The organism is Asaia sp. SF2.1 (assembly GCF_000505765.1).
Lineage (GTDB): Bacteria > Pseudomonadota > Alphaproteobacteria > Acetobacterales > Acetobacteraceae > Asaia > Asaia bogorensis.
Genome location: NZ_AYXS01000048.1, coordinates 3,575 through 5,873 on the forward strand (window position 1 = coordinate 3,575; position 2,299 = coordinate 5,873).

Below are 2,299 nucleotides of genomic sequence, written 5' to 3' on the forward strand. Positions count from 1 at the left end.
CCGCCATGTCGCTGCTGAACCTCGGTGCAGGTGCCAGTGTCTGGATCGGCCCGGCCATCGTTTACATCTTCGAGCCTGCCTTCGGGGTGTTCGGTGTGATGGTTGTCTACTCCATCATCTACTTCATCAGTGCGGTTCTGACCTACTTCCTGAAGCTGGACCCGGAGGTGGAAGCCCATCTCCACTCCACCCGCGCTTCAGCCAAGGGTTTCTCCCACTGAGTGAGCGGTTTCCTTCTTGAGACGAAGGAGAAAAAGGCGGGGCCCAAAGCCCCGCTTTTTTTTTGTCATGCCAGCCAGTGCGTATGCGGCGACATGCGAAACTGACAAGACATAGGTCGCTGTCAATTCTTAACCGTTAACGGTTCCCCGTGAATTCGATTTTTTTCGAAATAGACCTGCGCCCAGCAAGAGCCCGATCATGCCAGATCGTTGTAAGTAACTGACAGAAAATGATTTCTGATTGGTAACGTTGCTTCTGGCAGTGTGACATTGTTGCACAGCATTGCTCGAACTATGTAATATAAATGTAACGCGCCTTGCGGGCGTTAACAATCTTCCGTTACGGCTTGGGAACGTTGCGATGCGTAATATCGCGAATTAACCCATTTTGACGGAACGTTCCATGACGCTGTTCCCAAGAGAGACGCACGAATCGGGTCGCCATGACCCGATCGTCGCCCCGTCAACCCGACGCAAGCGACCGCTTGCCGCCGGTCTCATGAGTGCCACAGCCTGTGTTGCTCTGTTGCATTTCGTCAGTGACGCACGGGCACAGAGTGTTTCGGCCCCTGAAACATCGACAATCCCTGCCAACGCCGCCAAGGCTCCTGCCAAGAGCAAGGTGAAGGTCAATGCCCAGAGCCGCTCGACGCGCGCCAGGGCTGTTTCCGCACCGGTTGGGGACGCTCCTGCGACCTCGCGCCCCGAAACCATCATGGTGACGGGCTCGCTGTTCCGCGATCCGAACACGACCAGTGCTTCGCCCATTACCCACATCACCATGAAGGATATGCAGCAGCGCGGCATCAAGACCGTGACCGATGCGCTGCAGCTTCTGTCTTCCAACGGTGCAGGTAATCTGACCAATGCCTGGTCGGCGGGTGGTGGCTTTGCCGCCGGTGCATCGGCTCCGTCGCTCCGCGGTCTCAGCACGGATTCGACCCTGGTCCTCATGGATGGACAGCGCCTGTCGTACTATCCGCTGGCCGATGACGGCGAGCGCAACTTTGTCGACACCAACTGGATGCCCCAATCCATCATGCAGGGCGTGGACGTGCTGCAGGATGGCGGCTCGGCAACCTATGGTGCCGACGCTGTTGCCGGTGTGGTCAACATGATCACCCGCAAGGAAATCAAGGGTTTCGAGGGCAATGCCGAAGGTGGCCTGACACAGCGTGGCGATGCAGGGCATCAGCGCCTTTATGCCACATGGGGTCATGGCGACCTGCACAAGGACGGCTATAACTTCTACATCAACTCGGAATATCAGCAGGACGATCCGCTTTATTACCGTCAGCTCAATTCACCGTATAACAATGGTGACCTGACCGGGATCGGTGGCAGCAACGGAAACGATAACATCGTCTCGGGTGGCTCGATCACCAATTTCGCGCCGTCGACCGTAGCGCTCGTGCGTCCTGTGACAGGAACCGGCACCAATACGGCACCCTGGTCGCTTCTGAACCAGCAGGCGGGTTGCCGTGGCCTTGATGGTCTGGTTACAGGAGCTGTCGGTGGAAGCACCGGCACCAGCCAAGCCTGCTCATGGAACACGCAGAAATACGCCCAGCTTGCGCCCGATCTGCGTCGCGTCAGTGCCACAGCGCATTTTACGGCCAATGTTACGGAGCGTTCGCAGCTGACGGCCATGTTCACCTGGTCGCAGGCGCGTTCGATCATCACGGGAACGCCCTATTCAACCTATGGTGGTACGTCCTACAGCCAGGCAAAGCTGGCATCGGCGCAGAATACCTATCTGCCCGTCTATCTGGCTGACGGCTCTCTGAACCCCAACAATCCTTATGCCGCACAGGGTGAGCAGGCGCAGGTCAATTATCGCTTTGGCGATCTGATTCCGACCACCATGGATACGAGCCAGAACTTCCGTGGTTCGGTACGCTATAATGGCTGGCATCCGTCGCGCTGGGGTTCGGACTGGAATTACGACGTCAACTTCGTTGGCATGAACACGCTGCTGAACCAGACGATCACAGGCGTGCCGACCATTTCCGGCATCCAGAACGCGATCACCAGCGGCAGCTACAATTTCGTGGATCCGTCGCAGAATTCGCAGTCGG

General features: G+C 57.4%; 1 protein-coding gene and 1 pseudogene. Both read left to right on the forward strand.

Features of this window, described 5'->3' with window-relative positions; genetic code table 11:
• Window positions 1-221, forward strand: a pseudogene (locus P792_RS39130) (MFS transporter); the annotation flags it as partial.
• 403 nt (window positions 222-624) lie between these two features.
• Window positions 625-2,299: TonB-dependent siderophore receptor (locus tag P792_RS39135; protein ID WP_023979612.1), on the forward strand; the 1,675-nt coding region annotated here is incomplete at its 3' end.